Source organism: Acinetobacter sp. YH12231 (assembly GCF_013417755.1).
Lineage (GTDB): Bacteria > Pseudomonadota > Gammaproteobacteria > Pseudomonadales > Moraxellaceae > Acinetobacter > Acinetobacter amyesii.
Window position 1 is genome coordinate 19,458 of record NZ_VPDJ01000015.1, and the last position, 24,084, is coordinate 43,541.

The 24,084-nt window shown below is 42.8% G+C and carries 15 protein-coding genes; 8 read left to right on the forward strand and 7 right to left on the reverse strand.

Features of this window, described 5'->3' with window-relative positions:
• Nucleotides 1-193: 193 nt before the first annotated feature.
• The 4 genes from rpsO to FTV11_RS10460 all read right to left on the reverse strand — a co-directional run bounded on the left by rpsO (nucleotide 194) and on the right by FTV11_RS10460 (nucleotide 10,807).
• Entirely contained in the window at nucleotides 194-463 is a 270-nt protein-coding gene (gene rpsO / locus FTV11_RS10445; RefSeq protein WP_005007057.1) for a 30S ribosomal protein S15, read from the reverse strand.
• 869 nt (nucleotides 464-1,332) lie between these two features.
• The gene (recD, locus tag FTV11_RS10450; protein ID WP_180026800.1) at nucleotides 1,333-3,114 is read right to left on the reverse strand and encodes an exodeoxyribonuclease V subunit alpha; all 1,782 of its coding nucleotides are present in this window, start codon (nucleotides 3,112-3,114) and stop codon (nucleotides 1,333-1,335) included.
• Between the two features lie 140 nt (nucleotides 3,115-3,254).
• Nucleotides 3,255-7,025: a UvrD-helicase domain-containing protein gene (locus FTV11_RS10455; protein ID WP_180073972.1), complete on the reverse strand. Its 3,771-nt coding sequence runs from the start codon at nucleotides 7,023-7,025 to the stop codon at nucleotides 3,255-3,257.
• Entirely contained in the window at nucleotides 7,022-10,807 is a 3,786-nt protein-coding gene (locus FTV11_RS10460) for an exodeoxyribonuclease V subunit gamma (protein WP_180073973.1), read from the reverse strand. The genes FTV11_RS10455 and FTV11_RS10460 overlap by 4 nt, the downstream gene beginning before the upstream one ends.
• Nucleotides 10,808-10,986: 179 nt before the next feature.
• Between FTV11_RS10460 and FTV11_RS10465 the strand changes: the two genes are divergently transcribed.
• On the forward strand, nucleotides 10,987-11,508 hold the full coding sequence (locus FTV11_RS10465) for a hypothetical protein (RefSeq protein WP_180024754.1): 522 nt from the start codon (nucleotides 10,987-10,989) through the stop codon (nucleotides 11,506-11,508).
• Nucleotides 11,509-11,646: 138 nt separating this feature from the next.
• On the opposite strand, the gene FTV11_RS10470 is transcribed toward FTV11_RS10465, so the two are convergent.
• On the reverse strand, nucleotides 11,647-13,065 hold the full coding sequence (locus FTV11_RS10470; RefSeq protein ID WP_180026790.1) for a phosphate--AMP phosphotransferase: 1,419 nt from the start codon (nucleotides 13,063-13,065) through the stop codon (nucleotides 11,647-11,649).
• 205 nt (nucleotides 13,066-13,270) lie between these two features.
• Between FTV11_RS10470 and FTV11_RS10475 the strand changes: the two genes are divergently transcribed.
• The 7 genes from FTV11_RS10475 (at nucleotide 13,271) to FTV11_RS10505 (ending at nucleotide 19,569) form a co-directional block, all read left to right on the forward strand.
• Nucleotides 13,271-13,984, forward strand: coding sequence for a hypothetical protein (locus FTV11_RS10475; protein ID WP_180026789.1), 714 nt, complete (start codon nucleotides 13,271-13,273; stop codon nucleotides 13,982-13,984).
• Between the two features lie 225 nt (nucleotides 13,985-14,209).
• Nucleotides 14,210-15,154 (forward strand): bifunctional demethylmenaquinone methyltransferase/2-methoxy-6-polyprenyl-1,4-benzoquinol methylase UbiE, encoded by a 945-nt coding sequence (gene ubiE / locus FTV11_RS10480; RefSeq protein WP_078189802.1) that lies wholly within the window; start codon nucleotides 14,210-14,212, stop codon nucleotides 15,152-15,154.
• Between the two features lie 16 nt (nucleotides 15,155-15,170).
• On the forward strand, nucleotides 15,171-15,839 hold the full coding sequence (locus FTV11_RS10485; RefSeq protein ID WP_180002881.1) for an SCP2 domain-containing protein: 669 nt from the start codon (nucleotides 15,171-15,173) through the stop codon (nucleotides 15,837-15,839).
• 18 nt (nucleotides 15,840-15,857) lie between these two features.
• Nucleotides 15,858-17,477: an AarF/ABC1/UbiB kinase family protein gene (locus tag FTV11_RS10490; protein WP_180007065.1), complete on the forward strand. Its 1,620-nt coding sequence runs from the start codon at nucleotides 15,858-15,860 to the stop codon at nucleotides 17,475-17,477.
• Between the two features lie 111 nt (nucleotides 17,478-17,588).
• Nucleotides 17,589-17,996: a hypothetical protein gene (locus tag FTV11_RS10495; RefSeq protein ID WP_180010239.1), complete on the forward strand. Its 408-nt coding sequence runs from the start codon at nucleotides 17,589-17,591 to the stop codon at nucleotides 17,994-17,996.
• A gap of 106 nt (nucleotides 17,997-18,102) precedes the next feature.
• A complete protein-coding gene (locus FTV11_RS10500) occupies nucleotides 18,103-19,182 on the forward strand; it encodes a patatin-like phospholipase family protein (RefSeq protein WP_180048786.1) in 1,080 nt (359 codons plus the stop codon).
• Between the two features lie 72 nt (nucleotides 19,183-19,254).
• Entirely contained in the window at nucleotides 19,255-19,569 is a 315-nt protein-coding gene (locus tag FTV11_RS10505; RefSeq protein WP_078189807.1) for a hypothetical protein, read from the forward strand.
• A gap of 70 nt (nucleotides 19,570-19,639) precedes the next feature.
• Here FTV11_RS10505 and FTV11_RS10510 read toward each other — a convergent pair whose 3' ends face one another.
• The gene (locus FTV11_RS10510) at nucleotides 19,640-21,820 is read right to left on the reverse strand and encodes a SulP family inorganic anion transporter (protein ID WP_180073985.1); all 2,181 of its coding nucleotides are present in this window, start codon (nucleotides 21,818-21,820) and stop codon (nucleotides 19,640-19,642) included.
• Between the two features lie 232 nt (nucleotides 21,821-22,052).
• On the reverse strand, nucleotides 22,053-24,020 hold the full coding sequence (locus FTV11_RS10515) for a DUF2075 domain-containing protein (RefSeq protein ID WP_180007251.1): 1,968 nt from the start codon (nucleotides 24,018-24,020) through the stop codon (nucleotides 22,053-22,055).
• Between the last annotated feature and the right edge of the window lie 64 nt (nucleotides 24,021-24,084).

A 24,084-nucleotide genomic window follows, 5' to 3' on the forward strand; every position in this document is an offset into this window, starting at 1 on the left:
AACATAAATGACAAAGCTTAGAAGCCGACCTCACTAGATATTAAAAACATTAATTAAAAATGCTAATTTGAGACACAAAGAAGGAGCGAATCATCGCCCCTTCCCCATTATCCAACCAAGGTTGGATAGACTTTAGTTTTCAGTAATACAGCACTAAGCATGCAATAGTCCGAAAATAAAAGTTTAAATCGAATTAACGACGTAAACCTAAAGCAGCAATCAATGCGCTGTAACGAGTAGCGTCTTTACCTTTAAGGTAGTCAAGAAGCTTACGACGTTGGTTAACCATACGGATAAGACCGCGACGGCTATGGTGGTCGTGTTTGTGCTCTTTGAAGTGACCTTGTAAATCATTGATTTGAGCAGTTAAAAGAGCTACTTGAACTTCTGGTGAACCAGTGTCGTTTTCAGCGCGAGCGAATTTTGCAACGATCTCTGCGCGATCTGCGTTTGTTAAAGCCATTCGATTTCTCCGAGATGCTTATAAAGTTAACTTTTGATACGAATCAACTGATAAATCAGCTGACTGCCGTGCATCACTACAGCAAGTGCATTATATTAAGGGAAAATCGTCCCAATTGCAAAAAGAGATGGCCGACTTCGTCAGGTTTTCATGACGATAATAGCGCCTTTTTTTTCACATCGATTCCATTATAAATTTTTTATATGTTTCGATACTTTATGCGACACAAAACCGCATATTTCTAACATGTTGAATGCGATGTCATTGAATGAATTTTAAACTGATTTTTTGATATATTTTGCCACTCGATGTTTAGCATGCAAAACTCAAAGTGGAATGATTAAAAAAAAAGCCCGAGCTAGGCTCGGGCTTTTTTGCGCTGTAGTTTCTTCTTTTTTAGTTATTGTTTTATTATTTATTGTTTTATGTGGCGCTTTTCCGCGTCCTTATGTCAAACATTCCATGTTTTAACTTGCACTTCCTTATGTGGTAGATTTTGCCACAACGGCTATTAGATAAAAGTCGTATTTTTCGTATCTATATGTAAGCTTTTTCGTACATCAGTTAAGCTCTATTTCTTTTCTGTTACAGCGTATAGGCATTTCTTATTTTCCAGACATAAAAAAGCCCTGTAGTCTCTCCCAAAACTACAAGGCTTAGCGGCTGTAAGTTTCCTATTTCCTTACTTCACTGTAAGTTCGCTGTCTTTTGACGTTATTCTTATACTTTTGCGATTTTACTCAACCATCCGTGTTGAGTTCTTTTTCTGTGAAGTCATCTTCTCAAAAAGCTCTAAAAAGCTCTATGCGCAAATCTCCTGAATCGATGTAAGCCATTTCTTACAAAATACGGTACATTTTGCCTAGGCTTTACAAAGGTAGGTGATTGTTAATTTTTTCTAACAGACCACTAACTCGCGCTGTTCTTTTTATAAGCGCTTTTGCCAATGCATCTTTTGCAACAAGCAAACTCACCACTTTTTTGGCACGAGTGATGGCGGTATAAATCAGCTCTTTACTCATCATTTCGGTAGCATGATTTTCCAAAACTACCGCCGTATGGGTAAATTCAGAACCTTGAGACTTATGTATGGTCAAGGCATAGGCGGTTTCTATACTTTTAGGTAACCGTGTTGCCACCACCCATTTATCCAAACTTGGAAAATAAACCTCAAACTGCGACTTTTCCGTCATCGGTCGTTTTAAGCAAATCCCGATATCACCATTTGATAGTCCAAGTTGATAATCGTTATAGGTCATCATGACTGGACGACCGACATACCAATCCCCTTGTTTCAACACACCCAAGGTATTTAAGACCCGAAGTTCAATCTGCTGATTGAGTTCGTGTAAGCCTAATTTTCCATGTCGAATGGCCGATAGAATCCGATAATCATCAAAATAGCGAATCAATTGGGCTGACCAATTTGCATATTCAGCGGGTTGCTCTGGCCATTGTTTTAACCATGCCACATAGGGCTGAAAACCATACATCAGTTGATCATAATATTTTGCCCAATGTGCCGCACTGTTCGTAGCGTCGGGGAGATATTGCAACTGAATCACATCGCTCATATTCGGTGTCAGTTGAATCGGCTGAAGTTCGGATGCAGATACCACCTGATGTTCGAATTTCGCCAGAACTTCAGTGGTTGTTTGCTGTTGTTCTTGTTGTTGAATAAAACGAGCAAACTCACCAATGGCTGCACCCTGTACAAAACGGCGGCTGGTCTGTAAATGGGTACGGTTGGCTTGTAAGGCATCGACATCCTGAAGGTTGGCCAAAACAGCGCCAACATCGACCGAAGCCAACTGTTCTGCATCCCCTAAGAGAATCAGCTTGCTGTGTTGAGGGATTGCCGCGAATAGCATCTGCGCCAAACTTAAATCCAACATGGAGGCTTCATCGACCACAATGACGTCATAGGGTAAGCGTTGGCGCTCATTAAACCGCGGGATAGCGCGCGTCCCTAAACCCAATAGACGATGCAAAGTTACGGGTTTCAAATGTTTGTGAATAATCGAATAATGCTGCAATGCAGGATCTTTAAACGCTGCTTGTAAGGCTTCTTCCATTCGCTGCGCCGCTTTTCCTGTCGGCGCTGCCATCGCAATTCTTAAATTTGGATTTTGCTCATTCAACACGGCAATAATCCGAGCCAAGGTATAAGTTTTACCTGTCCCAGGCCCACCGGTAATGATATTAAAATTGTGCTGACACACCATGTGCAGTGCTTGGATCTGATGGGGATCGGTCAGTAAATCCTTTTCAATATTAAGCATCTGCGTTTGATTGAGATTTTGCTCTGTTTGCTGTTTTAAACGTGCAACTTGCTTGGCTAAAGCATTTTCTAGTGCCCAATAGCGATAGAGATACAGTCGCTGTGAATCAAAAATAAAAGGCGCAACAGGTGTTTTTTCAGCTTGCTCATGCTGAACCATCTGAGCCAAACATTGAATCTGCGCATCTTCGGCCAAAATACAACTATCGCCTTTTTCCACGGCTTGCATCAATTGTTGAATTAACTGATTTGCAGCAGGATGACTGGCCTGATTGGGTAAATAATGTTGGATTAAATAGTCAATCCAATCCGGCAAAACCGCATCTAAATCAGCAGTTTCTTGGGGATTTTGGGTAACTAAAACCTGCATTTCTACAGTGTTTTCTTGTCCCGCGTGCAAAGGCTGTGCTGACAAGGCTTTTTGATCATTTTCCACACAGTTATCCTCAAACTTATCCACAAAGCAACTTATTGTTTCAGCGTGAATATTTTTATCTTTTTCGTGCTTTTTCACGTTTTAGCCACAACCTTTTCGCTCAATATTGCATCGAGGTTTTGAATGAATGTATCCGCCGGCTTCCAGTGATATACCCCACGATCGGACTGTCCATCCATACCACGAAGATACAGATAACTCGCCCCACCCAAATGCTGCGTCATATCATAGTCTTTCATCACGGCTTTCAAATAACGATGCAGGGCCACCAAATATAATGCAGCCTGCAACCAGTAACTGGAATGACTCATACTTTCTCGAATATAGGCATGATCATAATGTGCGGTCTGATCGCCTAAGAAATTACTTTTATAATCGGCAATGTGATAGCGCTGACCATCAAAATACACCAAGTCAATCGACCCCGTCAGATAGCGTGCCGTAAACACATCATTCAAATCTTGTATCTGTAAATCTGGCTCATTTAGGCTTTCAAATAGCATGCGTATTTTACGTATCGCCAATGCACGATCTGCCATACTTAAATGAAAGTCCATTTCTGAACGATATTCACCATCGTTTAACTGATGCAGGCTAAAACCATCATGCAATGGTGTATGAATAATTTGACTGTACCATTCCCGCATTTCTTCAATCAGTTCAGCTTCATCTTGCTCAGGGTTTGCCGTTTGCCCGAACTGTTTCATTAAGTTTTGCAACATTTGCGGCGAATCAAACTCAACATCACTATGAAAACGTGATGCGATGGCTTTGGCCAACTTCTCTTCAGGGGTGCTAAATCGAACTTTTTCCATCAATTTATGCAAGAAACTTCCGGGCTTGGTTCCCTTTGGAAAATGCCGTTTAATCCAGCTAATTTTCTCTGCCGTTTCTGCTTCAATAATTTCAACTTGTTCAACTTCATCGGCAGCACTGTCTTCCTGCTCGGTCATTGCCGCTGCCAGTTGGTCACGTTGTATGTGCGCCTTATGCGCCGTGCGCGTGAGCGCGGTAAAACTGGTGGTTTCTCGTGGATAAAAATGGCTGTTGGGAATCTCTTCCGCCTCTAACACAACAGCTTCAACCTGAGTCTGAGTCAACATCGGTGGTGCTGCACGCAAGACATCGGCATCCACACTATCTGCGTGTTGGAACAGATCTGGTGCGCTTCCACGCCAAAAAGTCAGTCCTGAACGCGCTTCTGCCATTTGTTTCTTTTCTACTTCATGATGACGTAGCACGGCATAAACACGATAACTGGCACGGGTCAACGCCACGTACCACAAGCGATGATGCTCTGCTTCATTGCGCGCATCATTTTGTTGAATATCATCTTCGGGTAAGTCCGAAGACTTCACGGCAATCACACGTTCTAACCCAAGGCTTTTTTGCTGATTGTCTTTAAGGGAAAAATTCAAATTGCTTTTTTCACTTAAGCCCGCATTTGCTCCCAATAAAAACACACAACCAAACTCTAAGCCTTTGGATGCATGAATCGTCATCAGTTGCACCCCCAATTGCCCAGTCAATTTTCGCTCTTGGGTACTTTCATTATTGATGCCTAAATTGATTTGGCGAATAAACCATTGATAAAGCTTATGTGCACCTGTGTAATGTTCACTTTGCTGACTTAATAATTCTGCGATATGGCGTAAATTCACCACTGTGCGTTCATTATCTCGACTTTGCCCAGCCACCAAACGCGTCCACACCTGAAAGACCGTCATGCAGCTATTCCACGCGCTGCGGAATCCTTGCTCATTCCAAATTTGTCGAATCTGTTCGAGTTTTTCGATAATTTCGCTCAGCCCATCTGCCTGCTGTTCGAGTGCGACCAGTTGTTTCAGATCAAAACCCAATAAACGGCTCAGCAGCGCACGTTTCACCTTGGCTTCTTGATAAGGATTTAAAATTGCGGTCAGCAAAGCGGCAACGTCTTGTGCGACGGAACTTTTATAGACGCTGTCCCGCGATGCTTTATAACAAGGAACACCCAGTTGCAATAAACATTGTTGCACTTGCTCTAAGTCGAAATGGTTTTGCCCTAAGACCGCAATATCGTTTGTTGTCAGTGCTCGCTGGATATTGTTTTCTTGAAAATATAAATGTCCTTGCTGCGCTTGGTTGAGTAATGACTGAATCTGCCAAGCCACTTGCTCAGCTTCATTCAGCGTTTCATCCAAAGCCAACCAACGCAGAGGTTGTGGATTGACTTGATCATGATCAATCAACGGCGGATGCTCACGCTCACCTGCTTGAATCGGGGTGTATTCAACTTGCTCACCAAAGTCCGTTTGCCGATGAAACAAGGCATCCACCACTTCAACCAAGTTTTTGACTGAACGATGGTTTTTGTTCAAGGTATAACAACGTCCACCCTTGGTTTGAATATCATGACGCGCTTTACGATAGGTCAGCATGTCACCGCCACGGAATCCATAAATCGCCTGTTTCGGGTCGCCGACCATAATCATACAGCCCTGATGTAAGCGCTCCTTGACCCGCCAAATACTGGACAGCATGTCATCTTGATCTTGGTTGGTGTCTTGAAATTCATCGACTAAAATCAGCGGATATCGTGCTAAAACATGGGCAGCAAAACTATCTTTCCCCGCTGCTGAACTTTGCTGTAAGGCTTCCGATAAGGTCCGAATTTGTTGTGAAAAGGTGGTTTCCCCAGCGTGGGACAACACTTGAGGCAAACGCTTTTTGACTTCCTGCGCCAAATAAAAATTCAGGTATTGTTCTGCTTGATTGATATGTTCATAAGCGCTGAGCACCGCTCGGAGTTGTTGAACAAAAGCATGTTGATAAAACGCTTTTGAGACATCAGGCTGCTCTTCAACGACTTTGTCTTTAAAGACACGTGGCTTAAATTCAGTTTTATTCGGATCATAAAACAATGAGCGAATGGCTTTCATCGTCGGTTGTAACACGTCGGACTGGGTCAAAACCCCTTGGCTACCCGCAGCTTCAAAGTGCTGTAAAAACTCGGGAATGCGTGTGTTAAAGGTGACAAAAAATGCCCCTTTATTAAAACGTCGAGCGTCCACCAGGTTTTTATAATGACTTGCGGCATCAAAACACGCTGCAAGCTCTACACGAGCGGCAGGCAGCATTTGTGCAAGCTGATGACACATCGCTTCAAAATGCGCCAAAGCATTTTCGGGTAATTCAGGGACGCGTAAATCCACCGATGGGAAATTTAGACTTTCCTTTACTACACTAAGATAGTATTCAGGACCTTTCAACTGATGATTCAACATCAAATATTCAATCAAATGCGCAGGCTGCTGCTGAATCCAATCTCTTAATAAATCATGAATGATCCGTTCAATATGCAGGTCTTCATCATCACTGATTTGCACCTGTTCAATACGACCACTTTCAAAGGCAAATTCACGTAATAACTTTTGACTAAAGCTGTCTAAAGTTCCGACAAAGAGTTCTTCATATTGTTGTAAGACCACGTTCAGACGATTGTAGGCATAATCTAAATGATGCCCATGATCTTTCAGCACTTGCTGATACAAAGGGTCACTCAAAATTTGCTGAAGTTCGGCCAACTCATCTTGAGATGCCGCGAGCAGGCCATAAATAAAGTCACGGGTTTCTTCAATCCGCAGCCGAACTCGCGCTTTGAGTTCCGCTGTGGCTTTACGGGTGAAAGTGGTGGCAATGACCTGATTCGGCATATAGCGATCGAGAAAAATCCGTACCATCAGACTGGAAAGCGTATAGGTTTTACCAGTACCCGCAGAGGCTTCAATCCAGTGCAGCCCCGTAAAGCTCATGTCTGCAATCGGGTTGGTGGACATTTTCATCGTTTGCTGTGGCATATTCATTTTTTCACCTCAGGCTTGATGACATTAAGTTTTTTTAGGCCGTCATCTGCCTCGGTATCCATCACATGATATAAACGTTCTGCATAATAACGACAGGACAATGCCAGAAGCTCATCTGCCGCTTGTTGCTGTAAAATAAAAGTCCAATCACGATGGTGGCTATTGGCTTCATTCGATTCCAACTCCACTCCACCAAAACTATGATTTTTCAGCCATTCCTCTTGAAGCTTTGCAAAATTATCTGGCATGAGTTGGCCTGTTTCATTTTCCACCCAAGTGCATTTTTCTTGGCGAATTAAGGCAGCAGGCAGCACCACTGGACGTTTTTGTGCATGTTTCCACATCGCCACCCACTCACTGAGCTGCAGCTTGGCTTGTGCAGAGCTTAATCCACAACAGACTATGCTTTTATCATTACAAATCACTTCACGACGATACGCAGCGCCCTCATCCCCTAAGTCTAAATAGCTCAACCACAGTAGATATTCGAGCCACGTTTGCGTCTGACGCTTAGGCTTTGCCCCTGACGCCATACAGCTCAACCAATGCATACTCTGAGGGTCTTCAGGCACGGTGATGCTCAGTATCAAATGCGGTTCAAGCTGTAGGTTTTGTAGGGTGGTCACGGTTACACAACGTCCATCTAAACGCTCTAATAACTGTGCCTGCTCTTGCAAACTGAGCTTCCAAGTCGCTATTTGGCTATGTCCCACAGGCAGTACATCTTGGAACAAGGCCATATCGGGTTCAGCTGAGGTCGTAGAGTTCTGATCCTCTGTTTGATCGACACGAGAGGCAGGCTGCACATAATGCTTTTGCAATAAGTCACGGACATGATATCGCTGTAAACGGTCCAGCAACAAAGGCTCTTGCTGCGGCAATTGGTCACCAGTATAGACACTGGCCACGCCAAGCGTTTTCAAATATGCACGGGCAGGAAACACCACATCTTTAATCCATTCCTGACCATCTAATACCCGTACTTCTTGCTCATCATGCACAGGATAATCACGGTTAATCCACGATTGGCGTTGTCCCGACTGATCTAAAATATGTTCCGCCACAGCAAACCATTGATCTTTATATCGTAAGTTTTTCGACTGCTGAAAACCCATCGGGTCAAAAGGCTGCAAAGGATAAATATGGTATAGCGGCTCGAGCTGCTGTGGAATGCGTAAGCCATCCAAATCCAGCATGGCATCATGGGGTTGGTTCAATTGCTGCGGCTGAATCATCCGTGCGAGGAACTGGCTAAATTCATATATCACAGAGGATGGCTCCCGACTTTCACCATCATTGACATCAAAGCCATTATAGAAAATCCACAAGGACTGTCGGGCAAATAACAAGGCATCTAGAAATGCACCTTTATCATCTTCCAAACGAGAGCGATCACCCAAAACCGGTTTAAACACATCCATCAAATCAAAAGGCACTTGCTGATCACGACGCGGAAATTTGCCGCTATCCATGTTCATTAACACCACCAATGAAAATGGGACTTGGCGGATTTTCCCCATGTCCGCAAAGGTCACTGATCCTGTCGGTTCGATCTGATCGGCAGAGCTATCGATGCCTTGTTGTATTTCTTTGAGCAGCAAAGATAACGGCAAATTAAAGCTGTTTGGGAGCGACTCAACTTTATCACTTTGGGCATTATGCAGACGTTGCGTCATCGCACGCATCACACTGCGAATGGTTTCAAATGCTCGACCACTGGCTTCCACAAAAGGCTTTAAATCTGCATCTAATTGTTGCAACCACACTTTGACAGTCTGTGTGCTGAGATTCGGATTGAGCCAATCTCGACGCGCACTGATATCTCGGTAGATCTGAATTAAAGTTTGAACCAACTCAAAATCACTACTCGACACCCCTGCAAAACTTAAGGTGTCCTCAAATACGGCATGTTGTGGTATCGCAATTCCTAACGCCAAACGGTCTAATGCAAATTTAAAGGTATAACGATAATCTCGGTCTTGCTCGGACAAATAAGCCAACATGTGCTGTTCGTCTAAACCACGACGGAAACCGGCTTGAATCAGCAGTTCCATCATACGTTCCATTTGCACATGGTCGAGCTGATACAGTTCTTGCACCGCATTCAAATTCAGCCAATCATGAAAATCTTCTGCGGTAAAACGACCTTGACTAATTTCAATGCGTCCAACAAAGGCTTGCCATGCATTTTGAATATCTTGACTGACCACCCCTGCAATTTTGACTGGGATATAAGGTAAATCCACAGCACTGCGACCCATGCCTCGAGTCGTCGAAAAGACCGTCCGAATATGCGGTTCCAGTTCTTTTAAGTTTGGCACCAAGACCAAGATATCACTCGGATGGCGTGGCTCTTGTTCCGTGCCATCGGCCAACCAATGCACCAACTGTTCACGTAAAACCTCTAACTGACGCAGGCTAGAATGACAGACATGAAATTGAATCGATTCATCTGCCCCCGCGAGTGCATATTGATGCTGCTCGGGTTCTTCTAAGGTCATGATGTCATATTGAATTTGAGCGAGCAGTGTTGTCGGCTCGGTGTCTGGAAAAATATCTTCCCAGCCTTCGCCACCAGACATATTCACCAATAATGCAAAGTTATCCCGCGCACGCTTGCCTAAACGCGTCAGTAGTGAATGCTGTGATTCACGAAATTCGGCATTGGTCGTACTCAGATAGGCCTGAATTTGCGCTGTGCTGACATTGGGATTTCGCTCAATATAACGCTGTTGTAATTTCAAGTTATAACGATCTTTCCAAACTGGATCGACCATGTCTGCCCAATACTCACGCGATGGGTTGAAATACAACAAATGTACTTCGGTATACGCTGCCAAGCGATATAAAAATTTCAGTTGTGCAGGGGGTAATTCTAAGGTCGTAAAGACGAAAATCTGTTCAGGCAAACCGTTATAGGTTTGGTGACGCTCATCATCATCGCGCTCATCATCCTCAGCATCCAAATCAAATTGCTGCTGCCGATTTTGCTCAGCATGCGCCAAGGCAAACCAAAATTTATTGTCTATTTCCTGACGGTCATTAAAGTCTTTTTGGAATACTTGATGCCACAGCCAACGCTGCCAATGCTCCAGTTGTCGAGCCTGAGTCGGTAGATATTCATCAGCTTGTTCAGGTTTCAGACCTGTAAGTTGCATAATATTTAACGGCTGGTTATAACTCCACGCTTTTAGCCAGTCAGTATCGCAATGTGGACAAACCCAGTGCTCAACACCTTCATCTGGGGTATGAATACAACTGCCACGAAAGGCCATGTAGTTGGTAAAAAGCCGAGTGACTTGAGCAGCGATCCAATACAACATTTCTTGCCGCTTTTGCTCACGTTTTTTTCGATCTGAAAGCTGTGCTGTACTGTCAAAAATACGCTGGACTAAGGGCTGCACATCTGTCGGCATCTGTGCAGCATCAAACTGATCAGCCGCAATAAAAACCGCTAAAACATTATAAATACGCCATTGCATAATCAACGGCGGCATGTTGATACCTTTAATCCGCTCACGGTCTTGTTTATTCGGCAAGGCCCAATCGTAGGCTTTCCACTGCAGCCCTAAAATTTTACGATGATGCTTAATATTGGCACTAATACTGATTTTTTCAGCAATTTGTTTTTCTAACCATGCAGCAATGGCTTGATCGGGCACCACGATATGTCGTTCTTGCAAGACGGACAAAGCATTGGTCGATTGATTCGATTTCAATTTTTCGATTAGACAATCCACCAAAACTTCGATTCGTTGACTTTGAATTACATGTATTGCCATGGATTACCTTTACAGCCTGCGTGACCAACTACTACAAAACAACAATGATTATTTACTATACATCTTGGGCTGTCTATGCGACTTTGACAAGAGAATAGATTGCAAAAAATGCTTTTAAACAAGTATCTTAATGATACTTTATGAGAAAAAAACCAATCCAGTATCAAGGGTATCTGCTTATGAAAATTGATAACATTCCTGATTCCATCGACCCTAACTTAAATCTGGACATTATTCGCGCTGAATGCTTAGAGCTCGTCAAAAAACGTGCTTATTTTTCAGCAGGTGCAGCTATTATTCCTGTGCCATTTTTGGATGTGGTGATTGACGTCGGAATTTTGTCACAGCTCATTCCAGAAATTAATGCGCGTTTTGGTTTAGCGCCAGATCAAATTAGTGTGTATGATCCAAAAACCAAACAAATTCATTGGACGGAACTGCGTAAACGTGGTGTCGAATTTTCTGGTTTAGTGGTTGCACGAACCGCCATGAAAAAATCGCTGAATAACATTGCAGCAAAATATATTACCAAACAAGTCACTAAATTTATTCCATTAGGTGGACAATTGGTGGCAGCCAGTTTGGGTTATATTGTGATGAAAAAAGTCGCTGAAACCCATGTAGAAGAAAGCTACCAATTGGCGAAGCGTATTCAACAGAAATTTCCGAACCAACCTGTCCCAACGCCTAACAATGGTTAACGAAACGATGTATAGCGCATCAACAAGATTTAATAATCAAAGTGATCTAAACCATAGATCTAAAGATGAAGTAAATCTGAAAATGAGCGAGTTTTGAAAATGAAAAAAGCCACGAATATCGTGGCTTTTTTCATGCATTTAATCTGCTTTCAATTGCGCCAAGATCGTCTCTAGCACTTGTAAGCGCGCACTGTGCTTGTCATTGGTGGCGATCACATGCCACGGCGCATATTCTGTATCCGTGCGTTGCAACATATCTGCGGCAGCTTTGAGATAATCATCCCAACGGTCACGATTCCGCCAGTCATCTGGAGTAATTTTAAAACGCTTATGCGCGGTTTCTTCTCGGGCTTTAAACCGTGCAGCTTGCTCATCCTTTCCAATGGCTAACCAGAACTTGATGACAACCGTTTGACTGTCATATAAGTCCTTTTCAAAACGGTTGATTTCATCATAGGCTCTCTGCCATTCAACCGTATTGGCAAAGCCTTCAATTCTCTCAACCAAAACGCGACCATACCAACTGCGGTCAAAAATCGTGATCTTTTCTTCAGGGACAATTTTATTCCAAAAGCGCCATAAGTATGGACGGCGTAGCTCATATTTTTCGGGTGCTGCAATGGTATGAATTTCATATTCGCGTGGGTCCAACTTTTTGACGATGCGTTTAATTGCCCCGCCCTTTCCTGCGGCATCCATTCCTTCAAAGACGATCACCACATTGCGTGAATCAAAACGTAAAGCTTCAGCCACCTTGCGGCTTAATTTTTTTAATTCTTTTTTATAATCAGCCTCATCAGCCACGACAGTGCTGGGTTCCAATAACGCCTGTGGTGTTTTGGCTTGTTTCCAGCGCCCCACCGCTTTGGTTTCATGTGGTGGACAATGTTTTAAAGTGCGTAAAATATGCTGTGCAAATTGTTGATCACGGACTTGCTCATCTTCACAGTCGATGATGACCCAGTCATGACTAAAACGCTGACGTAAACGTTGTAGGTTGTCATATTGTTTTTTATTGCGCCAATCTAAACCATGCAATTTATGCCAACGCGCTTCACTCGGGTCCATTTCATCCAAGCGCTTTTGTAAGGATTTCCAAGATAAATCGAACCAGACCTTAATCACATCGACATGATTATTTTTTAGGTCTTGTTCATAGGCTCGCATGTTCTCGACATATTCATCAAATAAGGTTTCATCCAAAGGCTTCGACACATGCATGGCGGTACTGAGCAAATCACTGTACCAGTTTCCAAACATCACCATGATTTGCCCTTCGGCAGGAATAAACCGTGCATAAGACTGCCAAAACGTTTGTTTTTGATTAAACATGATCGGGGCATCCGCTTTCACCCTTAAGTAGCGTGGATCGACCCATTCGCGGAGCTGTTTGACAGCCTCTCCCTTACCCGCAAGCTCGATTCCACTCACTAAAATCAACATGCTTTTGGCATTGGGCTGACGGCTGGTATTTTTCAGTTGATACTGCGCTTCAATCAGCTCAACCGAGAGTTGTTCTTCATCCATCAATTGAAATTCTGTTTCTTTTAAGCTCATGGCGGACCCTTGGTTTTATTCTGTTTTGAGTATAACCATGCCGTTCATCACACAACAATGCTTTCATGTATGTGCTGAAATGCAAAATATGACCGTTTCTGCAACAAACTGACTCAGATTGACCTGTAATTTCGTCACTTTGTCATAGCCCTAAGCTCCAACACCCACTAAGATTCAAACATCTAAAAAATAATTGAGACACTCAATGTCCAAACTTGCAGTATTAGATGATTTACTTGAACTGTATTACCAGTTGAACTACCACAAAAAGCCAGAAATTTTACAGCGTTTACAAGATGTCCAGCAGTGGCAAAAACAGCGCATGCAACGTACGCATGCTGTGCAATTTGCTGAAAAACACAATGTACTGATGTCTGAATATTTTATTAACCGTTTATATGGCGGTCCTGATTTTGATGCATTAGCTGCACAAATTGCACGTCTCACCCGCTATGCGCATAAAGCAGAAAAACTAATTCCAGACAATGCCATTAAGACCGGCACTTCGGGCGTACAACTTGCGATATTGGCCGTACAGCTTGACGAACAAGTGGCCATTCAATTACTGGAAGATTATCCAAATAATCCAACCCTGACCGATGAAATGATGCGCCAGACCTATCTCAAGCTCGATCAGGGCAAAGACCGCATGTTGCAACTGCAACTGTTAGACGATTTAGGTCGTAATTTAGATAAATATATGCGCTCGTTTATGGTCTATACCGCCTTTAAAATGTGTAAGGGCGCAGCAAACAAATACAACTTCGAAGTGATGTACGACTTTATGCAAGATGGCTTCTTGGCGATGAAACCGCTCAAGTCAGCAGAAAAATTTGTCCGCGAATTTACCGCTGTAGAACGCCAAATCGTTGACCGTGTACATGCCGGTGACCCGAACCCGTTTCAGCCTGCGGCTTAACAAAACTCACATCCCACAAAGCCCATGTTTGATATAAAACAAACTGGGCTTGCAAGACTGAATTCAGATTTTTTATAGGGGATTTGCAAAGCAATTACAGCAGACCCTTATTTTTTCTGTATATTATTCACAACAAATGCAAATGACTGCTGTATAACAACAGAGAATCTGTCATCATGCTTGCAAAGCAACATTAACCCTATTTATAAGTTAGGAGTGACTCTAATGTCTAACGAGAATCAAACGCCTGCCCCTACACCTGAGTCGGCACAAAATACAGACAAAGTGAGTCCATTCTTAACTGAGCCTTTACCACAAGGGACAGCGCAAGGTCAGCAACAATCTTTAGAACAACGTCTGACCGACACACCTGTTACAGGTTCAGTACCCAAATATAATCTGCCACGTGGCGCGAATACTGGTAACGTTGGGGCAACCACGCACTTTGGTTATCAAACCGTGAGCAGCGAAGATAAAGCACAAAAAGTAGCGGAAGTTTTCCACTCAGTGGCTGCAAAATACGACATCATGAATGACTTAATGTCATTTGGTATTCACCGTCTATGGAAACGTTTTGCCATTAACATGTCTGGTGTACGTCGCGGTCAGCACGTCCTAGATATTGCAGGCGGTACTGGTGACCTTGCCAAAGTATTTAGCCGTGAAGTTGGCCCGACAGGTCATGTGGTGCTTTCAGACATTAATGAATCGATGCTCAATGTCGGTCGTGACCGCCTCATTGATGCTGGTTGTACCAATGTCGATTTCGTTTTGGCCAATGCTGAAACTTTAGAACCTTTTGCAGACAACAGTTTTGACCTATTGACCATTTCATTTGGTCTACGCAACGTGACTGACAAAGATGCTGCACTAGCTGCCATGTACCGCGTACTTAAGCCAGGTGGTCGTTTACTGATTTTAGAATTCTCTAAACCGGTATTTGAACCTTTCTCAAAACTGTATGACTTGTACTCATTCACTGCATTACCGATCATGGGTAAAATCGTAGCGAATGACTCTGAAAGCTATAAATACCTTGCAGAATCAATTCGTATGCACCCAGACCAACGTACTCTTAAAGGTATGATGGAAAATGCGGGCTTCCAAAACTGTGATTACCACAACTTAACGGGTGGTATAGTGGCTGTACACCGTGGTTTCAAACTTTAATACTGCAGGCTGAACTATGTGGTCGATTCTCGCACTTGGTGCAGTTGAACGCTTAATTCATCATGTCATTGATTTGGATGCGATTACCCGCATCCAACTGAATGAATTGCAAGGCAAAATGCTTCGTGTGGTGATCGACTCACCACAGTTGTCGGTGGATGTGTTTTTTGACGATCAGAAAGTTCGCTTAGAACCGACGCCAACAGGACATACTGAAACCGCATCCATCTTTGAGCAACGCCCTTTCGAGCAGCAGTCAAACATAACTGAAGCAACGGCGACCTTACATGTCAAAACGGTCGTCGAGCTCCTCAAACTGCTGTTGGCTGAAGATGTCGGCAATATTCCATTGCAAGGTGATTATCACTTATTGCAGGATATCCAGCGCATTATGCAGCAAGCTGAGCCTGATTTAGCTTCGCATCTAAGCCCTTGGATTGGTCCAAGCCTTGCGCATGAAATTGGTAAGTTACAACTTGCACCCAAACATCTCAAACGTACTTTACAAAGCCATTTGTTCTTTGCTGAAGACGCGTTAAAAGAAGATTCAGGCTTGCTTGCCCCACGCTGGCAAATGGATGACCTGAATCAAGACACCCGAATTTTGAATCAAAATCTGGACCGTGCAGAAGCAAAAATTCAGCAGCTGCACAGCCAAATTGACTCATTACAAGACAACACTTAAGACTAGGTAATTGCATATATGATTCCGCACGTTTCACGTTTACTCGACCTTTGGCGCATTGCTGCGCACTATAGACTCGACACGTTGTTTCCTGCGGAAGAATTACCGGAAAAAGCCCGTCATATTATTTCCCTCATTCGTATACATCCTGCAGCACGTTTAAGCAAAGAACGTAAAAATCCACTGAAGCTAAAACAAGCTTTAGAAGATATGGGACCTTTGGCCATTAAACTCGGTCAATTACTGTCTACCCGTCGTGACTTGATTCCACCTGAAGTTTTACAGCAATTGGTGCTTTTACAAGACCGTGTAAAACCTTTTTCAAATGACGTTGCCAAAATGCGCATTCAGGAATCACTCAAAGCCGATGTTAATACCTTATTTGCACGCTTTGACGAGCAACCTTTAGCCGCAGCATCTATCGCACAAGTGCATACTGCTGCACTGCATGATGGTCGCGAAGTCGTAGTGAAAGTGGCTCGCCCGAATATTCGCAATCAAATTCTGCATGATTTTGAAATATTAGAGTGGCTTGGTCAGTTCCTTGAAAAACGCCTAGAAGCCGCTCGTGCCCTGCATCTATCTGAAATTATTCAAGACTACCGTCAAATTATTCTCAATGAATTGGATTTGACTTTAGAAGCGGATAACACGCGTCGTATGCGTCATTACTTCACCGGTTCAAGCATGATGTACGTGCCTGAAGTCTATATGGACAGCCGTGATGTCATGGTCGAAGAGCGTATTACGGGTGTACCAATTTCAGATATTGCGACCTTTGATCGCTTGGGCATGGATCGTAAAGATTTAGCCGAAAAAGGGCTCACCATTTTCTTTACCCAAGTGTTCCGCGACAACTTCTTCCATGCAGACATGCATCCGGGGAATGTCTTCGTCGAAACCATTAATCCAAGCAATCCACGCTTTATTGCCTTGGACTGCGCGATTATGGGTGAGCTTTCAAAGCACGACCAAATGACCGTAGCACGCATGCTGCTTGCGGTTATGAACAGCGACTTTATGCAACTGATTCAAATCGTGCATCAAGCGGGTTGGATTCCACCGGGTACAGATCAAGATGCCTTAGCACGTGAAATGCGTCGTACCGTTGGCCCAATGGTCTCTAAACCAATGCATGAATTGGACTTCGCCGGCATCCTGATTCAAGTGATGGATATTGCGCGTCGTTTCCATTTAGAGATTCCGCCACAACTGATGTTGCTGCTCAAGACCTTGGTCCATGTTGAAGGTTTAGGAACTGATCTCTATCCTGAATTGGATATTTGGAGTTTGGCAAAACCAATCCTCACCGATTGGATTAAAGCGCAAATGAATCCGCAGAAAAACTTAAAAGAACTCGGGCAAAAAATTCCAGACTTACTTTTAGGTGCGCAAGATTTACCAACGCTGATGATCGACAGCCTGAATGGTTTAAAAAATCAGTCGGCTTGGCATGCCAAACAACTGAATGAACTGCAAAGCATGCGCCTGCAAATGGAACATCAGCAAAAACGTAGTTGGGTTTTTGGCAGTATTATGGCCATCTTCCTCTCCATCGCGATAATTGCGCCATGGTATGTTTCCATCGTATTAATTGCACTTTCAAGCTTACTTGCCATTTGGCGTGTGTTTAAATAATCTGTGTTTAAATGATCTTGATGTATCCATAGCTCCTTTAAGCCTTTTGACAATAAAAGGCTTAAAGCCATAAAAACAAAAAATTCAAAAATTTAAATAAGGCTGAACGCCATGTCATACAGTTATTTAGGGGTACTGTATGGTCGAAACCCTCTCCGAGCATGTGCAACGGCCTTGCTGTATAGTTTTTCGACCCTGCTCGATGTGTTGGTTCAATTAAATATGCACATGCCTTTTCTAAACTGGCAACCGCCAGCCAACACCACCCTGTATCGGATGCAGCATAGCGCTACATTTTGGTGGATCATTCTCTTTAATGCACTTCCCTGTTTATTCCTACTTTGTTTGCCACAGCAAAAGCTGATGGCGGGGTTAAATTATTGGTTATTAGCTGGGGCCGTGATTTTTATCATTAACCTATTTGCTTGGGCGGTCTTTCCAATGGCGACATGGGCAATCGTCTGCCTCAGTTTGTTTCAATTGCATCGGCATAACGAACAACTATTACAGCATTCCTGAGAGACGCCCTGATATGACTGAGAAGTCATTTGTCGGAAGTTTCAGCCATTGGGTCTGTGCAAAAACGCATTAGAATAATTCTACGACTGTATTTTAAGCGACTACCATGACTCAAATTTTGCAAAAAAGACCGCCTGCGCTCAATATCCGTGCTGGCCATTTAGCCCGCCAACTGATTGAACAAGAGGGTTTAAACGCTGCTCAAGTGGATATCCTGCCCGGTGCTGCGGGTGGTCCGAAAGGCATTGGTATTCAAGGTTTAGATCAGGCGATTTTTGCTGACTTTTTGCCACGCGCGCAACAAAAGCGTACTTTAATTGGTTCATCGATTGGCAGTTGGCGCTTTGCCAGTATTGCTGCTTGGGGAGCCATTGAAGGGACGAAACGCCTCTCTGAGCTGTATACCAATCTGAGCTTTCATAAAAAGATGAGCCGTCAAGAAGTCAGCGATGTGTGTCGTGGCATGCTGATCGATTTGATTCAAGGTCAAGAAGCGGCACTGGTTAATCACCCGGATTATCACCTCACTGTGCTTTCAGTCAAAGCTCAGCATATTTTCCAAAGTGATAAAGCTCTGCCGCTATTAGCCTCTGTCGCAGGAATCGTGGGAACGACAGCGCTCGCACGTAAACACAGTCGTTATTTCATGCAGCGTGTAATTAGTCAGCCTGTGTCAGGTCATCAATTTACCGTGGCGGATGATGGCTTTACCACGCATTACCATGCATTGACTCAAAATAGTGTTATGCCGTGGCTTATGGCATCTGCATCTATTCCTGGTGTTATGGCCGCGATCCGTGATATCCCTGATGCACCACAAGGCAGTTACCGCGATGGCGGCCTAATCGACTATCACATTGACCTGCCCTTCCAAAGTCAAGGCATCGTACTATATCCACATTTCACAGATAGCATCACCCCCGGTTGGTTTGATAAATTATTTAAACGTCAGGCTAATCCAGACAATCAAGCGCGTACCTTGTTACTATCACCTTCACAAGAATACCTTGCAAGCTTGCCGCTTGGCCGACTGCCTGACCGCAAAGATTTTACCCTCAAAGGTTTAGACAACCAACAACGGATTAAAATGTGGAACCAATGCGTGGCTGAAAGTCAGCGTATGGGCGATGAGTTTTTGGAAATGGTTGAGAAGCAACATTTCCCAGCAGTCATGCAAGCACTCTAAGCGTTACAGTAATCTCTTGCGAGGGACGCTATAATCCTGTTTCAGAATTTTGAGCTTATTTAGTATAGATTTATGCGGATATTTTTAACTGTTTTGCAGTATGCCTGCATCGCTTTTGCACTTTTCCTTGTTTATCAAGTGTCAACCGCCTTGATCAGCGGCCAATACGATTTAATGGAAGTAGTGGCAGATGTCGGTACCATTTTAATTTGTATCGATTTGGCGGTATTTTTATTTACTAGTAATGCAAAACAAGGCATTAGTATCGAAGACTATGCGAAACAATTGGAACAAAAACCGTCTAAATTGGTATATGTCACCCGTAAATTGGGACACTTCGGTATTTTGCTGATCATTACCAGTTGGATCGTACCGATGATTCGCTAATGTATTTTAGTTCAATAAAAAGGATCATCATGTGTTCATGATGATCCTTTTTTATGTCATCGGATTTTATTTATCCGAAGAAATTAACCCGTCCAGTTTTTACATCATACACTGCACCAACAATCGCCACTTTACCTTCTTGCACCAACTGCTGTAGCACTTCACTATTTTGCAAAATATAGCGGATGTTGTAATGCACATTCATTTGCGTCACTTGCTCTAAAAATGCCGGACTCAGCGTTTGTGGTTGCATCAATTCGGCAACACGCGATACAGACTCATTGAGTGGCCCCAGCACATATTGAATATGTGGCATACGCGTCAGGCTCTGAATCGATTGACCAGCTAAATGCAACTGACAAGCACTGCTAACCGCACCACAGTCCGTATGACCAAGCACCACGATCACTTTGGCACCTTTGGCTTCGCAGGCAAATTCCAATGATCCCAAAACTTTTTGTCCCGCGACATTCCCCGCAATGCGTAAACTAAATAAATCGCCAATTCCAACATCAAAGATCATTTCAGTCGGCGCACGAGAATCCATACAACCTAACACTGCCGCAATCGGATGCTGCCCTTCTTCAGCAGTCACCCGCAGTTGCCGATAGATATCTCGTTGCAAACGCTCATTTTGTACAAAACGTTTATTGCCTGCTTTAAGCAAAGCGAGCACGTCCTCTGGGTTCAAACGTTGCTGTAAAGCTGCTGTACTAATATCTATATCTAATGCCGCCTCCTGCGCATCGGCATAGTGTGTCTTGAAACCAATCAACTGCACTTGCACTTTACGCTGCACAGCCTTTTCCTGTTGGTACTCTTGAATGAGTTGGAAAATATCAGCATCCATATCACTCACATGTGTGGCATCAATCACCACTTGTTCGCCGCGATGGATATGTTCCAATGCAGATATTAATGCCGAACGGTTGAGAAAACTGACTTGTGAAGGCAATTCAATCCGTGTAATCACCCCATGTAAATGATGCTCTTTATACACCTTCAGTCCCTTATTAAAATTGGCATATAAAATAAAGGCCGCACTACTGGCTAAACCAATCAAGATTCCGAGCAATAAGTCTGTGAGTAAAATCGCCAACAAGGTAATGATAAAAGGAATAAATTGTTTCCAACCTTTTAAATACAACTGTTTAAACAATTTGGGATGTGTCAGTTTAAACCCAGTGAGGATTAAAATTGCGGCTAATGCTGAAAGCGGAATCATGTTCATCAAAGGCACTAAACACAGTACGGCAAACAAGAGCAATACGCCATGAAAGATGGCAGAACATTTACTTTTAGCTCCAGCACTAGCATTGACAGAACTACGAACAATTACTGACGTTAGCGGCATCCCGCCTATAGCACCCGAAACGACATTGCCGATGCCTTGCGCCCATAACTCTCGGTTGGGGGGTGAAGAGCGCTTATGCGGATCCAATTTATCTGCTGCTTCTAAATTCAATAAAGTTTCTAATGACGCCACAACCGCCAAAGTGATAGCGCCCGTATAAATCAGAGGATTATTTAAAGCGGTCCAATCCGGAAAGATCATCACATTTTGTGGCTGATCCCAAAGGTTAGGAAGTTGGATGAGATTTGATGGATGAACTGCAAAAGACGAGCCACTAAGCACCAACACGGCATTACATAGTGCAGCAAGAACGACAGCAACCAAGGCTGAAGGCAAAACCCATTTTTTGCATGGGCTCTGCTCCCAAAGCAACATCAGTACAAGGCTACCGATACCGATCACAATGGCACCCACATCCCATTGCAAATTGAGCGGCTGTGACTGCCACAACACTGACCATGAAAATTGGTTCAAGCCAAACAGATAAGGCATTTGACTCCCAATCAAGATCAGCCCGATAGCTGCCAATAAACCCAATATGACATTGTTCGGAATAAAGTTGGCAAAGAAACCGAGCCTAAATATGCCAAATCCAATCTGTAAGATACCGGCAAAAACAATACACAATAAAAAGGCGGCATAGTTGCCGCTGAGTAGTTCAAGCTGTACCAAAATGACTGCTGTTAAACCTGCTGCTGGCCCTGCAACACTGATATGTGAGCCACTCAGTGCCCCAACTAAAATACCACCGACAATGCCGGCAATAATGCCAGAGAGAATCGGTGCGCCAGAAGCCAATGCAATGCCTAGGCATAGCGGTAAAGCCACGAGAAATACCACTGTTCCAGATAAAAAGTCGTGAATATGAAATCGATGTCGTTCAATTTTAGATGTCATCATTTTACCGTTTATAATAAATATCAAATAATTAGATGTAAGTATGTAAAACCTAAAGTTTGTGACCACTTTATGGCGTGACTTATATTGTCTGACAATCGAACGATTCTATAGTGTGTTTTGATACGTGATTTGTGTGATTTTTACACTTTATTGCGAAGTTTAAGATTCAGCTCATTTATCTTTGATAGGCCTTAAAAGAAATAAAAAAACCTCCCAAATGGGAGGTTTTTTATAGCGTATTGAAACCACATTGCTTCAAAAAATTATACGTCGAATCATAATATTTCTTGGGACGAGTCCAGTCACTGTCATCTACAGATGGTATATACAACACCATACCTTGTCGCGCCCGAGTCAGTAGCACTCGATATGCATTTAACAGGTATTTCTGCTTTTCAGTTTGCCTTATATTTTGCCATCGACTACCTTTAAAGGCTTGAAATTGCCAATCTTGATCAAAATAAAAATTAATATCCCATGCCACGCAACTGTAATCTATTTCCAAGCCTTGCACATCAAACTCAGTTGCAATATCTTCCAAATAATACGCAGAACGTACATCTGTATTTGAATTCAAAAACCAATCTGCAGGTGTTATTTTATTCTTTACATCAATACCTTCGGCTTTTAAACGTCTGGCACCCGAACTAGCAATAACCCCAAAGCGCTCTGAACCCTTAGCCTTTCTTTTTAACCACTGTTTAGCAACATTAAAATCACGACAAAGCAGAATAGGATAATCTTGGGACATCATATGGTAAGTTTCTTTCGCGGACTTTGCATCACCATCTAATACATGTTGAATCAAATGTGAAACTTGTTCGCTGCGAAATGACCGGACAGAAACAGCAAGATGTAAATCTTCCTCATTTTTTCCATTTTTTTGAACCCAGAATTGTTGTTTAGGATCAGTTAAATAGACTTTATCCTGCAAAATTTTGTTAGAAAAGTAGATCTTCCATTTCGGGTATTTATGTTCTAATGCTGATAGCCATTCAGAAACACCTGCTTCTCCAGTGTTAATCTCCTGCCCACCACCAATCAGGCAAACAACGACACACCAATCAGCGTGGCGATCCATAACACTAATGAGAAACTCTGGTTCAGACATCGAAAAATTATCAATACCTTTTTTCTGTTTCATAAAGTTTGAAACCTGATCCTTTTGCCAGGCCCTTTGAGCTTCATCAAAAATAACGACTTTTTCGATTGGCACCTCATTTGATTTCAAATAATGATCTCTAAAATGATGAATATTTTGTATAAAGGCTTTGGCTTCACGTTCTGCCTCAGATCGCGTCTTTTTTTCTGTTTGTTGCTTAGCAAGTTCCACGGTATTTCGAACCAATGCTTCACGTAAAACATCAACTAAAGGACCATTCCCAGATAAAAATACAGAATGTTCTTGTTCATTTGTTTTTAAACGCTGGTTCGCAATATTAAGACCGGCCAATGTCTTTCCTGCACCAGGTACACCCGTTAAAAAACAAATCGTTTTTTTATTTGTTAATTTTGCATCTTCAATAATTTGTTCGATTTTTTTCGAAGTGATCGCTAAATTTTTTGCACCGGCATCACTTCTAGAAATTTCATCCACTGTATGACCTTGATATAACGCCTGAGCTGCTTCAATAATTGTGGGTGTTGGTTTATATCGAGACTCAACCCACTGTTTGATATTAAGTTGCGTAAGACCTGCAAATTGATAAAGCGCTTGTTCGATTACAATCCGTAAATTATGGGTGTTACAGCATAAAGTATCTTGATAAGTGGATACCGCTGACCATGACTGTTCACAACTTTGAGCTTGGGTTGAAATTAAAAGTGGTATGACCTTTTGCTGATGACTACCTTCATGAAAATTCAACAAATCCAAACAATAATCTATGACCTGAGTCTTAGCATATTGTGGGTAACTCTTTTCACCTACTTTAAATTCAATAACAAAAATTAAATTACGTATCAAAAGAATGTTATCTACGCGCTTACCCATCCGTGGAATAGAGAATTCAAAAAAGATTTCTCCCTCATCTAAAAAATCCAACTGTTGTTTTAAAATCTCAATTTGTTTTAACCAAGCGTTCTTTTGTAAATCTTCCAATGCAAATTCATGCTGTAGTGCCAAAGCCCCCATAATTTCTTGTTCATTTGTATGTATGAATTGTTGCACTGAACCCTGATAATAACTACGTAACATCATGATCTTCTAAGTTTATTTAAGCTTTGATTGTTTTAATCTTATATAAAAAAACCTCCCATAT